General features: G+C 73.8%; 10 protein-coding genes. 8 read left to right on the plus strand and 2 right to left on the minus strand.

What is annotated here, in order from left to right:
- Window positions 1–55: 55 nt before the first annotated feature.
- Both NI17_RS17595 and NI17_RS17600 read right to left on the minus strand, forming a co-directional pair.
- Complete coding sequence (locus NI17_RS17595; protein WP_068688045.1) at window positions 56–364, minus strand: transcriptional regulator; 309 nt, start codon at window positions 362–364, stop codon at window positions 56–58.
- On the minus strand, window positions 361–810 hold the full coding sequence (locus NI17_RS17600; RefSeq protein WP_068688044.1) for a hypothetical protein: 450 nt from the start codon (window positions 808–810) through the stop codon (window positions 361–363). Before NI17_RS17600 ends, NI17_RS17595 begins: the two co-directional genes overlap by 4 nt.
- A 230-nt stretch (window positions 811–1040) precedes the next feature.
- Between NI17_RS17600 and drmA the strand changes: the two genes are divergently transcribed.
- The 8 genes from drmA to NI17_RS17640 all read left to right on the plus strand — a co-directional run bounded on the left by drmA (window position 1041) and on the right by NI17_RS17640 (window position 16129).
- Window positions 1041–4838, plus strand: coding sequence for a DISARM system helicase DrmA (drmA, locus tag NI17_RS17605; RefSeq protein WP_119267606.1), 3798 nt, complete (start codon window positions 1041–1043; stop codon window positions 4836–4838).
- Window positions 4835–6742, plus strand: a complete 1908-nt coding sequence (gene drmB / locus NI17_RS17610) for a DUF1998 domain-containing protein (protein WP_119267605.1) — start codon at window positions 4835–4837, stop codon at window positions 6740–6742. The genes drmA and drmB overlap by 4 nt, the downstream gene beginning before the upstream one ends.
- On the plus strand, window positions 6739–7500 hold the full coding sequence (gene drmC / locus NI17_RS17615) for a DISARM system phospholipase D-like protein DrmC (protein ID WP_068688043.1): 762 nt from the start codon (window positions 6739–6741) through the stop codon (window positions 7498–7500). The genes drmB and drmC overlap by 4 nt, the downstream gene beginning before the upstream one ends.
- Window positions 7497–8747, plus strand: a complete 1251-nt coding sequence (locus tag NI17_RS17620; RefSeq protein ID WP_068688042.1) for an N-6 DNA methylase — start codon at window positions 7497–7499, stop codon at window positions 8745–8747. The genes drmC and NI17_RS17620 overlap by 4 nt, the downstream gene beginning before the upstream one ends.
- Complete coding sequence (locus NI17_RS17625; RefSeq protein WP_243597539.1) at window positions 8744–10333, plus strand: serine/threonine-protein kinase; 1590 nt, start codon at window positions 8744–8746, stop codon at window positions 10331–10333. Before NI17_RS17620 ends, NI17_RS17625 begins: the two co-directional genes overlap by 4 nt.
- A gap of 75 nt (window positions 10334–10408) precedes the next feature.
- A complete protein-coding gene (locus NI17_RS17630) occupies window positions 10409–12502 on the plus strand; it encodes a UvrD-helicase domain-containing protein (RefSeq protein WP_243597540.1) in 2094 nt (697 codons plus the stop codon).
- 35 nt (window positions 12503–12537) lie between these two features.
- Window positions 12538–14811 (plus strand): GmrSD restriction endonuclease domain-containing protein, encoded by a 2274-nt coding sequence (locus NI17_RS17635; protein WP_068688041.1) that lies wholly within the window; start codon window positions 12538–12540, stop codon window positions 14809–14811.
- Between the two features lie 127 nt (window positions 14812–14938).
- Window positions 14939–16129, plus strand: coding sequence for a glycerol dehydrogenase (locus NI17_RS17640; protein ID WP_068688040.1), 1191 nt, complete (start codon window positions 14939–14941; stop codon window positions 16127–16129).
- Window positions 16130–16166 lie beyond the last annotated feature (37 nt).

Consider the following 16166-nt stretch of genomic DNA (forward strand, 5'->3'; position numbering starts at 1 on the left):
CCACAGTCCGAGGCCCCGACGACAGGTCGGGGCCTCGGACTGTGGAGCCGGCGGGTCATGCGCCGCCCTCGACGATCGCGCGCAGGGCGGCGATGTGGGACCGGTAGGCGGCGCGGCCCTCGTCGGTCAGCGACAGCCACACCCGCTGGCGGGTGTCGCGCACCGCGCGGTGCTGGTGGACGTATCCGGCGTTGACCAGGACGCCCACGTGCTTGCTGAGCACCGAGGCGCTGACGCCCAACTGCTGCTGGGCGGCGGCGAACTCGACCTCTTCTCCCACGTCCAGCAGGGCGCAGATCCGCAGCCGGTTGGGCGCGTGGATCGTGTCGTTGAATCCGGAGGGGGTGGAGTCGGTGCGTCTCATGCCGTCTTGCGCGCCCTCCGCCGCAGCATGAGGTCGATGCCCACGACCACCGCCACGTTGACCCCGGCGGCCAGCATCCACACCCACGCGCCGTGGGTGTCGGCGAGGAAGGATCCGCTCATCAGTCCGGCGATCACGACCGCCGTGCCCGCCACCAGAAGCGTGATCTCGAGTGCGCCGAAGCGCGGTTCGGTGTTGGGGCTGCGGCGGGAGGCCCACAGCAGCGCACCCAGACCCAAAGGACCGCCCAGCAGGGCGATGGGCGTCCAGTCGAGGCCGAAGACCGGGGCCAGCGGTACGGCGCAGAGGAACACGGCGATGATCAGCGTGGTCCACCACGGGTTGAGTTCGGCGTAGTAGGAGGAGCGGGTCTGCTCGACGTCGCGCAGCGCGGCGCGGGCCTGCTCAGGGGTGGGACGGGGGGAGGCGTTCCACTCTCTTTCCATGTCGGAAGGTCAACCACTGACTTTCCATCTTGTCAACTCACGAGTTTCCAACACGGAAAGCATCTTGAGTCCCCGCCGACAAGCCGACCCCCGCCAGCAGCGGCAACGTAAAACCTGTGAACCTGGTTAACAATATGGTCTCGGTGGTCGACGCTTCACACCGCGCGGCCCTAGGTTGGGAACCGCGGCACTCCCTCTTCCCAGGACGCGAGTGGAAGGCTTCTCTTCGCATGTCCGACGCACTCTTCCCGCACCCCCACGGCGAGCAGACCGCACTCGACACCTCCACCGGGCGGCCCCCGCCGGACCCGGCCGACCTCCTCGACCGGCCGCAGCGCTTCACCGGGGCACCCTCGTTCCGGGTCCGCGACGAGTTCCAGGACCTCCTCGCCCGCGACCTTCTCGGCCCGTGGGAGGGCGACCACGAACGCTTCCACCCCAACGCGCAGGCGCCGCGCGACCGCTACCTGGTGGGCATGCTCGGCCCCCGCCACCACGCGCCCCGGCGCGGCGAGTCCGCCGCCCCCCTCGACACCTCCGCCGGCGTCGCGGGCGAGGCACGCGGCGAAGACGCCGGAGAACTGCCCGAAGTGCTGCCCTCGCAGCCCCTCGGCCGCCTGTGGGCCTCGTCGATGGGACTGTCCTGCCGCGTGGCCGCCGACACCGACGCGCTCGCGGTCACCGCCTCCTGGGGCGAGTACACCCGAGAGAAGACCGAGACCGCCGACGGGAGCGAACGCACCGTGTGGGCGCGGGCGCCCCGCTCCCACACCCGCGAGATCCGCCTCGACGGCGACCCCGACCAGCGCATCAGCCTGACCGCCGACCACCCCGACGCCTCCTGCGTTTACCTCGCCGTCGCCGTGCGCCCCGACGGCGACCGGCGCACCGTCGAGATCTCCCTGGTCAACAACCAGCGCGAACCCGCCACCACCCCGGACACGGCGTGGCTGTTCCAGACGAAGCTCACCGTCACCGCGCTGGACGGAAACGCCCCCGTGTTCCTGCCCACCGACGACCCGCTCACCGACGACGCCGCCACGCCGGACGACCCCGAAGAGCTGCACCTGCGCCTCCTCTACCGCGACCAGCTCAAATACGCCTCGGGGCACAACGTCGCCGTGCACGCCGCGGCCGACCCCGAGCTGCGCCGCGCCCGCACCCTGGAAACCGCCTGGCTGCCCGTCCACGACGTGCCCGCCACCATCGCGCCCCTCGAAGGCACCCCGCTCGCCGCGGCCCTGCTGTCCATGGACTCCCTCGCCGAGGCCGACGTCGACACGCTGCGCGCCGGGCTGGCCCCGCTCGTCGACGGCTACGCCGCCTGGCTGGACGAGCGCGCCGCCGAGATCCCCGCGCTGCCCGCCCGGCTCGCGCAGGCGGCCGAAGGGGCGGTGTTCCGTGCCCGCCAGGCCGCCGACCGCATCCGCGCCGGAATCGACCTGCTCACCGACCCCGACCGGCCCGGCCACGACGACGCGCTGCGCGCCTTCCGCTTCGCCAACCGGGCCATGGCCGCGCAGCGCCGCCACACCGAGATCGCGCGGCTGCGCCAGGACCCCTCGGTCAGCTACCCCGACGCCGAACGCGCCGTGCGCGCCCGCGGCCCGGCCGTCGCGTCGTGGCGGCCCTTCCAGCTCGCGTTCGTGCTGCTGAACCTGCCGTCGCTCACCGACGTCGACCACCCGGAACGCACCTTCGCCGACGGCGTCGTGGACCTGCTGTTCTTCCCCACCGGCGGCGGCAAGACCGAGGCCTACCTCGGCCTGACCGCGTTCACCTTCGCCGTCCGGCGGCTGCAGGGCACGGTCGGCGCCGCAGAACAGGCGCGCGACGGCTCCGCCGGAGTCGCCGTGCTCATGCGCTACACCCTGCGCCTGCTCACCGCCCAGCAGTTCCAGCGCGCCGCCGCGCTGGTGTGCGCGGCCGAGGTGCTGCGCGCCGAGGACCCCGGCACCTGGGGCGCCGAACCGTTCCGCATCGGCCTGTGGGTGGGCACCGGCGTCTCTCCCAACTGGTTCGACCGGGCCGCCGCCCAGATCGCCGAGGCCCGCGACTCCGGCAGCGGCAGGCGCGCCAACGTGCTGCAGACCGTGTCGTGCCCGTGGTGCGGCACCGCCCTGGAGGCCCACCGCGACCTGCGCCCGGTCGAGGAGACCCGGCGGGTGCTGCTGTTCTGCGGCAACGCCGAGGGCGCGGGCGCCTGCCCGTTCTCCCGGAAGCACTCCGCCGAGGGACTGCCGATCCTCACCGTGGACGAGGAGATCTACCGGCTGCTGCCCAGTCTGGTCATCGCCACCGTCGACAAGCTGGCGCAACTGCCGTGGAAGGGCTACGCCGGAATGCTGTTCGGGCGGGTGAGCCGCCACTGTCCCCGGCACGGCTACCGCCACGACGACCTCGACGAGGCCATCGGCTGCGGCTCCCGGCACCTCAAAAAGGGCGCTCTGCCCGCCGTGGCCAGCCGCCCCGTCGTGCGGCTGCGCCCACCGGACCTGATCATCCAGGACGAACTGCACCTCATCTCCGGCGCGCTGGGCACCACCGTCGGCCTGTTCGAGTCGGCCGTGGACGAACTGTGCACCTGGACCACACCGGACGGAACCGAGACCGGCCCGAAGATCGTGGCCTCCACCGCGACCACCAAACGCGCCGCCGACCAGGTGCGCGGTGTGTTCGCCCGCGGCCTGGAGATCTTTCCGCCGCAGGTCACCGACGCCGCCGACACGTTCTTCTCCCGCCGGGCGCCCCTCACCGAGGAGACCCCGGGACGGCGCTACCTGGGGGTGTGCGCGCACGGCACCCGGCTGAAGTCCGCAGAGATCCGGCTCGCCGAGATCCTGCTCGTCGCGGGCCAGACCGTGTTCGACACCCACGGCTCGGCCGCCGACCCGTACATGACGCTGGTCGGCTACTTCAACGCCACCCGGGAACTGGCGGGCATGCGCCGCTACCTCGACGACGACGTGGTGACCCGGGTGCGCCACGACCGCCGCCGCGGCCTGCCACCGCGGCTCGTCGGCGGCACGACGATGCTGACCGTCCAGGAACTGACCTCCCGCATCTCCTCCGGCGACATCAGCGACGTGCTCCGACACCTGGAGGTGGGCTTCGACCCCGAACTCGACACCACCGGACGCCGCAGGGCGGTCAACGCCCACGTCAAGGAGGTGTTCGACCGGCAGCGCGGGTCGAAGCCGCGGGAGCGCCCCGCGATGCACCCGGTCGCCGAACGCCTCTACGAACGCCAGCGCGCCGACCGCGCCCCGGTGGACGTGGTGCTGGCCACCTCCATGCTCCAGGTCGGCGTGGACGTGTCCCGGTTCGGACTGATGATGGTGACCGGGCAGCCCAAGAACACCGCCGAGTACATCCAGGCGTCGTCCCGGGTGGGCCGCGACGCCGCCCGCCCCGGCCTGGTCGTCACCCTCTACAACTGGACCCGCCCCCGAGACCTGGCGCACTACGAGGACTTCGAGCACTACCACGCCACCTTCTACCGGCAGGTGGAGGCGCTCAGCGTCACCCCGTTCACCCGCCGCGCCCTGGACCGGGGCGCGACCGGCGCGTTCGTGGCGGCGCTGCGCCACGTCGCCGAACAGCACTCGCGTGAGGCCGACGCCCAGGACGTCGACCTGGACGGCCCCGAGGCGCGGCGCGTCACCGAGCGGATGCTGGCCCGCGCCGAACGGGCCGGTGGTCCGCGAGGCCGCGACTACCTGGAGGAGCGTCTCAAGCGGCTCAGGGACGTGTGGCAGTTGCGCAAGACCGGGGAGGTCCGGCTGGGCTACGACACCGGCACCGTCCGCAAGCAGCGCGTGGTGGGGCTGCTCACCCGCGCCGGAAGCGGCCGGTGGGACGACACCACGGTCGGCATGTCGATGCGGGAGACCGAGAACGAGATCAACCTGCTGGTCCCCGGAGGCGGAGACGTCTTCGAGGGGACCTACGGGGCGCCCGAGTGGTCGTTCGCGCCACCCGAGGACAGCCCCTCCGGCGACGCGGCGACCGGCGAGGAGGAACGGTGAGCGAGCAGTACCGCCGCAGGGTCGGCACGGTCCGCCCCAGCCACCTGATGTTCACCTCGGGCGTGGGTGCGCTGGTGGACCTGCCGAACTTCTCGGTGCTGGTGAGCGGCCTCGACGAGTGGCGCTACGACAGGGTCCCCGAGCAGACGGCGATCGCCGAGCCCCGCCTGCTGGAGGCCGTCCAGCGCCTGTCCGGCGGCCAGCAGGTCAAGGAACTGCGTCCCGCGCCGTGGATGGAGGACACCGACCCCGGCCCCAACAGCCCGGCCGCGCGGGTGGGCGTGCCGACCGTTCCGTTCCCGGCGTGGCTGCGCTGCACCGCCTGCAACGAACTCGCGCCGCTGGCGCAGCGGATCTTCCAGTTCGAGAACGACAAGCCGAGCCGCCCGCACGACGCGCGGTTCTTCCACGGCGACTGCCGCCGCAAACGGAGCGGACGCAGGCCGCTGGCGGTGCCCGCCCGGTTCGTGGTCGCCTGCACCGCGGGCCACCTCGACGACTTCCCCTACGCGCCGTTCGTCCACCGCGGCCAGCCCTGCCCCAAGGCCGCCCAGCCCCGGCTGCAGATGGAGGACCGGGGCGGCAACCTGGGCGCCAACGTCACCATCAGGTGCGTGAACTGCGGTCAGCGCCGGAACATGCGCGAGGCGCTGGGCCGCGACGGGCGGGGCGCCCTGCCGCGCTGCCGGGGCCGCCACCCCCACCTCGGCACGTTCGACCCGCACGGCTGCGACGGGGAGGTCAGGGTGCTGGTGGTGGGCGCGTCCAACCAGTGGTTCGCGCAGACCCTGTCGGTGCTGTCGGTGCCCAGGACCGACACGAGCGAACTGGACGACAGGGTCAACACCTACTGGGCGCAGGTGTCCCCGCTGGCCCCGGCGATGTACGGCTACGCGCGCGAGCACGTCCCGGCGTTCCAGGAGTTGCGGCGGTGGGACGACGGCGCCATCGCCGCCGCCGTGCAACGGGTGCGCGCCCGCCGGGAGAACGAGCAGGAGGACACCGACGACAGCCAGGGCGGCTACCCCGACCTGCGCACCCCCGAATGGGAGGCGTTCTCCGCACGGCCCGCCCCCGACCCCGGCGACGACTTCGCGCTGCGCCGCGACCCCGGCGGCGTGCCCGCCCCGCTCGACCGGCTGTTCTGCGACGTGGTGCAGGTGGAGCGGCTGCGCGAGGTGCGTGCCCTCGTCGGCTTCACCCGGCTGGACGCCCCCGACTTCGAAGACCCCGACCTGGTGACGCGCGCCCCGCTGACCCGGGGCGCACCCGAGTGGCTGCCCGCCAGCGAGGTGCGCGGCGAGGGCGTGTTCGTGCGCGTGTCCGAGGACGTGCTGTGCGACTGGGAGCGGCGGGTCGCCGACTCCGAAGCGCTGCGCCGCCACCGCGACGCCTACGCCCGGTACCGGCGCAACCGCTACTCCGACCGGATCAAGGGGCCGTTCGACCCGATGCGGCACTGGCCGGGCGCCCGCTACATCGCCCTGCACACCCTGTCGCACCTGCTGCTCCGCACCATCGCGCTGGACTGCGGGTACAACGCGGCGAGCCTGTCGGAGCGCGTCTACGCCGGAGGCCCCGAGGACCCGCGCGGCGGCATCCTCATCTACACGGCGGTGCCCGACGCCGAGGGCACCCTCGGCGGACTGGTGTCACAGGCCGAACCCGACCGGCTGGTGCGGCTGGTGCGGCGGGCGCTGCACGACGCCACGCGCTGCTCCTCCGACCCGCTGTGCCGGGAGCGGCTGCCGCAGTCGCACGACGACTTCCTGCACGGCGCGGCCTGCCACGTGTGCCTGTTCGTGTCGGAGACCACGTGCGAGCGCGGCAACCGGTTCCTGGACCGCCGGTTCGTGGTGCCCGTCGACGACCCGTCGCTGGCGCTCCTGCCCGAACTGCCATGACCCGCTTCGAGGAGGCCGCCGCCGCGGCGGCCGTGCTGGGCGCCGACGCGTTGGACGCGCTCGCCGAGCGGGTCGGCGCCGGATGGCCCGCCCACGCGATCCTCGGCGACCGGGGGTGGCGCTTCGACGATGCCGCCGCGCCCGTGCTCGCGGCGCTCGACGACGGCGTGCCGCCCGCCGAGGCAGCGGCCTACCTGCGCGGGCTCGCCGCCGGATTGCGCGGCGGCCGTTCCCCGGTGACCGTGGAGACGGTGTGGAGCGGCCCCGCCAGCCACGCCGTTCCGGTGCGCGCCACCGCGCAGGTCCTCCTCGACGTGATCGGTGCGGCGTCGGACGAACTGGCGGTGATGACCTACTCGGCCCGGCCGCACGGCGGCATTCGCGCGGCGCTGGCCGAAGCCGCCGCGCGAGGCGTGGCGGTCACCGTGGTGGTGGAGACGCTGCGCGGCGCGGGCGGCGCACTGGACGGCGCGGAACCCGCGGACGCGTTCGCCGGGATCGACGGGGTGCGGCTGTGGCACTGGCCGACCGGGCGGCGCACGGTGCGCCACGGCAGGATGCACGCGAAACTCGCTGTCTGCGATCGGAGGATGCTGCTGGTGTCCAGCGCGAACCTCACCCAGTCGGGAGTGGCCGCCAACATCGAGGCGGGCCTGCTGGTGCGCGGCGGTCCGGCCCCGCAGCGGGCCGCCGAGCACATCGACGAGTTGAAGGCCGCGGGCGTGCTCCGGCCGCTACGCGCGGGGCGGGACGCGTGAGCCCCGGACACGGCGACCTCCCCGAGGCGGTGGTCAGCGCCACCGACATCGCGCGGCTGACCGGTGTGCGGCGTCCGGCGGTGAGCAACTGGCGACGCCGCCACGCCGACTTTCCCCGCCCGGTCGCGGGGATGGCCGCCAACCCGCTGTTCTCCCTGGCCGACGTGGAGGCCTGGTGCGACCGGCACGGCAGACCGTTCCACGCCTCCCCCGCCGACCGGCTGTGGCAGTGCGCCCGGGCGGTTGTGGAGGGCGTGCGCACGGCCGAGTTCCTCGCGCACGCCGGAATGCGGCTGCTGCACCGCCCCGCCGACGCCCTACCCGCACCCGACCCGGGCTGGGAGCCGCTGCTCGCCGAAGTCGAACAGGCCGGACAGGCCGGGGAGCGCGGCGGACGACTGTACGCGGCCCTGTGCGACCGCCACGCCGCGTCCCACACACGGCGCGCCGGGACGGCCTCCGGCGGACTGGCCGACCTCATGGCCGAACTCGGCGGCGCCGGTCCCGCCGCCCGCGTGCTCGACCCGGCCTGCGGCACCGGCGCGCTGCTGCTGGCCGCCGCCGCACGGGGCACCCGCGCCCTGCTCGCCCAGGAACGCGACCCCGCGCTCGGCCACATCGCGCTGGCCCGGCTACTGCTGGACGGCCGCGACGCCCGCCTGGCCGTCGGCGACACGCTGCGCGACGACGGGTTCGCCGCCGAGACCGCGGACGTGGTGCTGTGCGACCCGCCGTTCCGGGACCGGCACTGGGGGCACGACGAGCTCGCCGGCGACGCCCGCTGGCGCTGCGGACTGCCGCCGCGCGGCGAGCCCGAACTGGCGTGGGTGCAGCACTGCCTGGCCCGAACCCGGCCCGGCGGGCGCGTGGTGGTCCACATGCCCGCCGCCGCGGCGCACCGCCGCACCGGTCGACGCGTCCGCGCCGACCTGCTGCGCTGGGGCGCGCTGCGGGCCGTCGTCGAACCGCACGCCGACGGCGACTCCGGCGCGCACCTGTGGCTGCTGCGCCGCCCCGACCCCGGCGACCGGCCCACCCACCTGCTCAGCGTGTGCGGGACGACCGACCGGGAGGAGATCACCGCCGCGTGGACGGCCTTCGACACGGGCCGCCTCGGCGCCCTCGGCGCGCACGCCGTCGCCGTCCCCGTCGTCGACCTGCTGGACGAGCGGGTCGACCTGAACCCGGCCGCGCACCGCGGCCGGGACGCACAGCAACCCCCCGGTCCCCGAGGAGCCCACCGATGACCCGTGACCCCCGGCGGAAGATGGTGCTCGACGACCGCTACGAACTGCGGCCGGTGCCGCTGGCGCACGGCGGCATGGGCGAGGTGTGGGAGGGCCACGACACCCGCCTCGACCGCGAGGTGGCCGTCAAGTTCCTCCGCTTCCCGAGCGGCGTGCACGACGAGCAGCTCGTGCGCCGGTTCGTCCGCGAGTCCCGCATCACCGCCCGGCTCCAGCACCCGGGGGTTCCGGCGGTGTTCGACGTGGGCACCCACCAGAGGCGGCCGTTCCTGGTCATGCAGCGCATCCACGGCATCGGCGTGTCCGACCTGATCGCCGAGCACGACGAGTTGCCGGTCGGCTGGGCCGCCGCCATCGCCGCGCAGGTGTGCGCGGTGCTCGCCGCCGCCCACCGGGTGTCCCTGGTGCACCGCGACCTCAAACCCGCCAACCTCATGCTGGAGCCGGAGGGCACGGTCAAGGTCCTCGACTTCGGGCTGGCCGTGGCCCTCGACCTGAACGACTTCTCCCAGATCACCCGGTCGGGGCAGTTGGTCGGCACCCCCGCCTACATGGCGCCCGAGCAGGTGGAGGCCGGGATGAGCACCCCGCAGAGCGACCTGTACGCCCTGGGCTGCACCCTGCACCAGATGCTGACCGGTCGGCAGCTGTTCACCGGCTCCACCGCCTACACCACCATGAGCAAGCAGGTCTCCGAGACGCCGCCGTCGGTGCGCGCCGACCGCCCCGACGCGCCCGACGAACTCGCCGACCTGGTCCTGCAGCTGCTGGCGAAGAAACCGGAGGACCGGCCCGGCAGCGCGCAGGAGGTCTACGAGCGGCTGCTGCCGTTCGCGACCGGCCTCGACCCGCTGCCCGGGGTGCTCGCCCCGCCGACCGTGCCCGGCCCGGCGCGGATGTACGCGGCGGTGGTGGGCCGGGTCTTCGGCGATACCGCGCCCCCCGAGGAGCCCGCCGCGGCGCCGGAGCCGCCCGCACCGGCGGCGCGGCGGTCCGACCCCGAACCGGAGCGGGACGGCGGGGCGTTCGACCGCGCCGACCTGGAGTACCTGCGCGGCGAGGCGCTGCAACTGGTCGCCGAGTCCCGCTACAGCCAGGCCGCCGACGTGCTGGAGTCCGCGCTCGCCGCCGCCGACCGGGCCTTCGGCCCCCTGGACGCCGACGTGGTGGACCTGCGTCGGCACCTGGCCGACGTATTGTTCGACGGCGGCGACTACCGGCAGGCCGCGCCCGCCTTCGCCGCCCTCGCCGCCGACCTGGCCGAACGCGACGGCCCCGACGGCGATCTGGTGTTCCGCTACCGGCTGCGCGAGGCGACCTGCCGCGCGCTCGTCGGCGACACCGCGGAGGCGCTGGAGCTCATGCGGCGGCTGCTCGCCGACGAGCGGCGCGTCTACGGCCCCGACGACCCGCGCGTCCTGGAGCTGCGCCGCCAGATCGGGGTGCTGCAGTTGAGCTCGGGGCAGCGCGACCGCGCCGAGGAGACCCTGCACACCCTGCTCGTCGACCTCGTCCGGCTGCACGGCCCCGGCCACCCCCAGGTGGCGGGTGTGCGCGCGCTGCTGACCGGCGATCCCGGGCCGTGACCGGATTCTCCGCAACTTTCCGAAAGGACCACGGACACCGCGATACGGTCGGACCGGACCGGAGGGAACCAATCGATGGCGCATCTGGCGATTGACCGCGACTTCCTGCGCGACTTCGCGAAACTGGAGAAGTCCGTCCAGGACCGGGTCACCGAGGTGTTCTCGAAGTTCGAGAACGCCCACCACACCGGGGTACACCTGGAGAAGATCACGCACGCCCGCGACGACCGGTTCCGCACCGTCCGCGTCGACCGGTTCTGGCGCGGGGTGGTCCTCGCCCCCGAGAGCGGAGACACCTACACCCTGCTGAAGGTGCTGCCGCACGACGACGCCTACGACTGGGCGCAGCGCCGCACCGCCTCCGTCAACACCGCCACCGGACGCATCGAGATCCGCGACGTCGAGGCCATCGCCGCCTCCCTGCCGCACCTGGAGCGGACCGCGCGGGACGCCCCCGCGCGGCTGTTCGACCACGTCGGCGACGCCGACCTGCGGCGGCTGGGGGTGGACGAGCAGACGCTGGCGTTCGCCCGCGCGATCACCGACCCGGTGCAGTTGGACGCGGCCAAGGCGTTCCTGCCGCCCACCCAGTGGGACGTGCTGTTCGGGCTGGCCGCCGGATACAGCCCCGAGGAGGTGTGGGAGGAACTCGGCGCCGCCATCACCGCCGGCGAGCGGGTCGACCCCGACGACATCGGCGCGGCGGTGCGGCGCAGCCGGGACCGGATCGTGCTGGTCGACGGCCCCGAGGAGCTGATGGCGGTGTTCGCGCACCCCTTCGCGCTGTGGCGGGTCTACCTGCACCCGGTGCAGCGCGGCGTGGTCGAGGCCCGCTACCGGGGACCGGCCCGGGTCACGGGCGGGCCGGGCACCGGCAAGACGGTGGTCGCCCTGCACCGCGCCCACCACCTGGCCGTCCACGGCGAGGGGCGGGTGCTGGTCACCACGTTCACCTCCACGCTCGCCGAGTCGCTGCGGGCGGGCATGAGGCTGCTGGCGGACTCCGACGACGTCGCCGACCGCGTGGAGGTCACCCACGTCGACCAGCTCGCCCACCGCGTCTTCCGCGAGGCGCACGGCGCCCCCGCGCTCCTGGACGACCGGCGCGAACGGGAACTGTGGACCTCCATCACCCGCGACCTGGACGTCCCGTTCACTCCCGCGTTCCTCGCCGAGGAGTGGCGCCAGGTAGTCCTCGCCCAGCGGGTGCGCTCGGCACAGGACTACCTCGCCGCCAAGCGCACCGGCCGGGGCCGCGCCCTCGGCTCCCGGCAGCGCGCCCAGGTGTGGCAGGCGATCTGGGAGTTCGAGGCGGCGCTGCGGGAACGGGGACTGTGGACCCACGAGACCGTCCGCGTCGAGGCCGCCCGCATCCTGGGCGAACGCGCCGACAAGCCGTACCGGCACGTCGTGGTCGACGAGGCCCAGGACCTCAGCCCCGAGCAGTGGCGGCTGCTGCGCGCGGCCGTGCCGGAGGGCCCCGACGACCTGTTCTTCGCCGCCGACACCCACCAGCGCATCTACCAGCACCGGGTGAGCCTGCGCGACGTGGGCGTGAACGTCACCGGACGCTCCGCCCGGCTGCGGGTCAACTACCGCACCACCGCCGAGATCCTCGCGTGGAGCCTGGAACTGCTGCGCGGGGAGCGGATCGACGACATGGACGGCGGCCTCGACTCGATCGCGGGCTGCCGCTCGGAGGTCCGCGGCCCCGCCCCGACCGTGCGGGGGTTCGCGGCCCGCGACGCCGAGTTGCGGCACCTCGCCGAGACGGTGCGCGGCTGGCTGGACGCGGGAGTGGCCCCCGACGAGATCGGGGTGGCCGTGCGGTTCAACCGGCTGGCCGGGGAGGTGGTCGCCGCCCTGGAGGCGGAGTCGGTTCCGGCGCGGCTCCTGGCCGGGGGCCGCCCCGCCGAGGACGCGGTGTCCGTGGGCACCATGCACCGCATGAAGGGCCTGGAGTTTCGCTGCCTGGCGGTGGCCGGGGTCAGCGAGGGCCAGATACCCGCGACGAACGCGGTCACCCCCGAGGCGGAGGACGAGGCCGCCCACCGCGCCGACCTGCAACGGGAACGCTGCCTGCTGTTCGTGGCGTGCACGCGCGCCCGGGAGCGGCTGCACGTTACCTGGAGCCGGGAGCCCAGCCCGTTCCTGCCCTCCCCCGCCTGAGCCCGCCGAGAGAACCCGCGAAGAGAGGTCCGTCCATGGCCAAGCTGTCCGCCCTGCTCGACCAGATCGACTCGGGCACGATCCTGCTGCCGGAGTTCCAGCGCGGCTACGTGTGGAACCGCGACCAGGTGCGCGGCCTGATGCGTTCGCTGTATCGGGGCTATCCGGTGGGCAGTCTGCTGCTGTGGGAGACCGACGCCGTCGGCGTGTCCGCCCGGGGCGGCGCGGCCGGGGTCGGCACCTACCTGATGCTGCTGGACGGCCAGCAGCGCATCACCTCGCTGTACGGCGTCATCCGGGGCAGGCCGCCCGCGTTCTTCGACGGCGACGCCAAGGCGTTCACCGGGCTGTACTTCAACGTGGCGGACGAGGAGTTCGCGTTCCACTCGCCCAGCAAGATGTCGGGCGACCCGCGCTGGGTGGACGTGACGGAGCTGTTCCGGCGCAATCCCGTCCACTACATCACGGCGTTCGGCGACGTCCCCGACCAGGCCGCCCTCTACCTGGAGCGGTTGAACCGGCTGCACCAGGTGACCGAGCGGGACTTCCACCAGGAGAAGATCACCGGGGCGGAGAAGGACGTCGACGAGGTCGTCGACATCTTCAACCGGGTCAACTCGGGCGGCACCAAGCTGTCCAAGGGGGACCTGGCACTGGCCAAGGTGTGCGCGCTGTGGCCCGACGCGCGCCGGACCATGCGCGCGGCCATCGACCGGTGGCGGGGGACCGGCTTCCAGTTCAGCCTCGACTGGCTGCTGCGCACCGTCACCGCGGTCGCGACGGGCCGCTCCCAGTTCGACGCGCTGTCCAGGGTGTCCGCCGAGCGGTTCCAGGAGGCCCTGGAGAGGGCGGTCGCGCACACCGACACCTTCCTGACCGCGGTGTCGGGGCGGCTGGGCCTCGACCACGACCGCGTGCTGAAGAGCCGGTCCTCCATCAGCGTGGCGGTGCGGCTGCTGGAACTCGGCGGGGGCTCGCTGGGCGACGGCGCCCACCGCGACAGGGTCCTGTACTGGTACATGCAGTCGGCGCTGCGGGCCCGCTACACCGCGATGACCGAGACCACCCTGCAGCGAGACTACGACGTGCTGGCCGAGGGCAAGGGCGTCGACGGGCTGATCGCCGCCCTGGAGCGCGCCCGCGGCGGTTCCCTGGAGGTCCGTCCGCACGACTTCGAGGGCACGCAGGGCGGCCGCTTCTACCCGCTGCTGTACCTGCTCACCAGGGTCAGGGGCGCCCGCGACCTCGGCACCGGACGGGAGCTGCGGGCCGACGCGCTCGGTTCGGTGACGGCGATCCAGCGGCACAACATCTTCCCGACCGCTCTGGTGCGCGGCCACGGCAAGGCCGACGCGATCGCGAACTTCTGCTTCCTCACCCCCGACAGCGACGCGGCGATCGGCAGGCGGACGCCGGAGGAGTACCTGGCCGAGGCGGAGGCCGCGCATCCGGGGGTGCTGGCCTCGCAGTGGATTCCCACCGATCCCGCGCTGTGGCGTCCCGAGCGCTACCGCGACTTCCTGGCGGCCCGCCGGGAACTGCTGGCCGAGGCCGCGCAGTCCTTCCTGGAGGAGCTGCGCTCCGGGCGGGCGGGCGCCGCCGAGGAGCCGCTGCGGCCGATCACCGTGGTGCCGCAGGAGGCCGACGACCCGCGCGCCGCCCAGGTCCGCGACCTCGTCGAGGAGCTGCGGCGGCTGGGGTGCGCCGAACCGTCCGTCGACACCGAGATCCACGACCCCGAGACCGGTCGGGGGCTGGCGGTGGCCGAGGCGTTCTGGCCGGACGGGTTGCAGACCGGGCAGGGCGCGCCCGTGGTACTGGAGTTGGATCCCGACTCCGCCGACCTGGCGCGGCTGAAGGAGCTGGGTTATGAGGTGTTCACCTCGGCGGACGCGCTGCTCGGCTACGTCAACCGGCGCAACGCGGACGTGGCCGGGGACCGGGTGGAGCGCTCCCCGGTCCCCGAGGAGGAGCGGGAGGAGCAGGAGCGGTCGGCGGGGGACACCGGACCGCTGCTGCGGGAGTTCGGCCGCGCCCTGCGCGAGGTCTACGACCGCTCCCGCGACGAGGCCGGGTACACGCCCACCCACCTGTTGAGCATGCTCGCCGACCTGGGTCCGCTGGGCGCGGCGCGCAGGCTGCTGCACGCGCCCACCGTCTCCGACGGGTTCTCCGCGCTGTGGGAGCGCGGCCGTCTCGACCTGACCGTCGAGGCGGTGGTGTGCGCCGAGCGTTTCGTCCCGCTGTTCACCGACAAGGAGCTGGAGGTGGCCCGCAAGCGCCTCAGCCAGTTCGGCTACCTGCCCTGACGGTCTCGCCGCCCAGAGGTCTCCACCTGCGGATTCGCGACCGCCGACACCAAGATCATCGTTTATGGGACGGGTGGTTCGGCTAGCGGCCCCCGGAAGGTTCGTCGAGGACGACTGAGGGGGAACCATGGCCGAGACGACCGCGACCCTGGTGGTGACGCGCTCACTGATCGCTCCGGCACGCTACGTCCAGGGGCGGGGGGTGCTCGCCGATCTCGGCAGGTACGTCGCCGCGATCGGCTCCACCCCGCTGATCCTGACCGACGACGTGGTGCGGCAGATGACCGAGTCCACGATCAACGAGTCGTTCCGGCAGGCGGGGCTGCCGACGCGGTTCGAGGAGTTCGGCGGGACTCCCACCGCGGCCGAGGCGCGGCGGGTCGCCGACGCCATCGGCGAACACGGCAGCGACGTGGTCATCGGCCTGGGCGGCGGCTCGGCGATCGACACCGCCAAGGCCGCCGGGGACGAGGCGGGTGTCCGCTGGGTGAGCGTGCCGACCGTGGCCTCCACCGACGCGCCCACGTCGGCGCTGTCGGTCATCTACACCCCGGACGGCGCGTTCGAGTCCTACCGGTTCTACTCGCGCAACCCCGATCTCGTGCTCGTCGACACCCAGCTCGTCGCGAACGCGCCGGTCCGGTTCCTGGTCGCCGGGATCGGGGACGCGCTCGCCACCTGGATCGAGGCCCGCGCGGTGCAGCGCGCCAGCGGGCCGACGATGGCCGGCGGGCTGGCCACGCACGCCGGTATAGCGCTGGCCCGGGTGTCCTGGGACATCCTGTGGGAGAACGCGCTGCCCGCGGTCGAGGCGGTGCGCCAGAACCTGGTGACTCCCGCCGTGGAGGCGGTCGTGGAGGCGAACACGCTGCTGTCCGGGATGGGCTTCGAGTCGGGCGGCCTGGCCGGGGCGCACGCGATCCACGACGGACTGACCGCCGTCCCGCACACGCACCACCTGGCGCACGGCGAGAAGGTCAACATCGGGTCGATCACCCAGCTCGTGCTGGAGGGGGCGTCATCGACCGAGATCCGCGAGTTCGTGGAGTTCACCGCGCGTCTGGGGCTGCCCACGACGCTCACCGAGGCGGGACTGGGCGACGCCGACGAGGAGGTGCTGCGCACCGTGGTGGCGGCGGCGACCGTTCCGGAGGAGACCATCCACAACCTGCCGTTCCAGGTGGCGGCGGACGACGTCCTGGACGCGCTCAGGTCGGTCGAGTCGCTGGGGCGGTCGGTGCGCGCCGAGGCGGGGTTGCCCGAGCCGCAGGCCCCGGAGGAGCACCTGGCGAAGGTTCCGACCGCCCGTATGGCCTGACCTCCTCCCCGCGTCGGCCCCGGGGCGGGAAGGGGCC

The organism is Thermobifida halotolerans (genome assembly GCF_003574835.2).
GTDB classification, from domain to species: Bacteria; Actinomycetota; Actinomycetes; order Streptosporangiales; family Streptosporangiaceae; genus Thermobifida; species Thermobifida halotolerans.

What these genes read in the sequence shown, in the direction of transcription:
- NI17_RS17595 (WP_068688045.1), bottom strand. Translation starts at nt 364, where the DNA reads ATGAGACGCACCGACTCCACCCCCTCCGGATTCAACGACACGATCCAC.
- NI17_RS17600 (WP_068688044.1), bottom strand. Translation starts at nt 810, where the DNA reads ATGGAAAGAGAGTGGAACGCCTCCCCCCGTCCCACCCCTGAGCAGGCC.
- drmA (WP_119267606.1), top strand. Translation starts at nt 1,041, where the DNA reads ATGTCCGACGCACTCTTCCCGCACCCCCACGGCGAGCAGACCGCACTC.
- drmC (WP_068688043.1), top strand. Translation starts at nt 6,739, where the DNA reads ATGACCCGCTTCGAGGAGGCCGCCGCCGCGGCGGCCGTGCTGGGCGCC.
- NI17_RS17625 (WP_243597539.1), top strand. Translation starts at nt 8,744, where the DNA reads ATGACCCGTGACCCCCGGCGGAAGATGGTGCTCGACGACCGCTACGAA.
- NI17_RS17630 (WP_243597540.1), top strand. Translation starts at nt 10,409, where the DNA reads ATGGCGCATCTGGCGATTGACCGCGACTTCCTGCGCGACTTCGCGAAA.
- NI17_RS17635 (WP_068688041.1), top strand. Translation starts at nt 12,538, where the DNA reads ATGGCCAAGCTGTCCGCCCTGCTCGACCAGATCGACTCGGGCACGATC.
- NI17_RS17640 (WP_068688040.1), top strand. Translation starts at nt 14,939, where the DNA reads ATGGCCGAGACGACCGCGACCCTGGTGGTGACGCGCTCACTGATCGCT.